The 338-nt window shown below is 39.9% G+C and carries 1 protein-coding gene; it reads left to right on the top strand.

Annotation, left to right across the window (positions count from 1 at the left end; all coding sequences use genetic code 11):
• On the top strand, positions 1 to 338 hold a 338-nt coding region (locus tag SB679_RS23465; RefSeq protein WP_410704682.1), incomplete at both ends, for an integrase core domain-containing protein.

The raw sequence follows: 338 nt of genomic DNA, 5'->3' as shown, positions 1-338 counted from the left end.
GATAATGGCTCCTGCTACGTAGCTTCTGAATTGAAAGAGTATCTGCAGAAAAAGTATCAAATCAATCAACTTCATGGAAAACCTGCTCATCCGCAGACCCAGGGAAAGATCGAGCGGTACCACAGAACGATGAAAAATGTGGTAAAACTTCATTTTTATTACAGCCCTGAAGAATTGGAAAAAGCACTGGAGGAATTTGTAAACCGTTATAATAATCAGCGGTATCATGAGTCTCTGCAAAATCTAACTCCTGCTGATGTATATTTTGGAAGAAGCGATGAAATACTCCGGGAGCGCAGGAAAATAAAAGAGAAAACACTGCAACTCAGAAAACGGAA

The organism is Chryseobacterium sp. SIMBA_029 (assembly GCF_046535275.1).
Lineage (GTDB): Bacteria > Bacteroidota > Bacteroidia > Flavobacteriales > Weeksellaceae > Chryseobacterium.
Note: the sequence above shows the minus strand (reverse complement) of the source record. Positions and strands in the feature narration are given on the sequence as shown.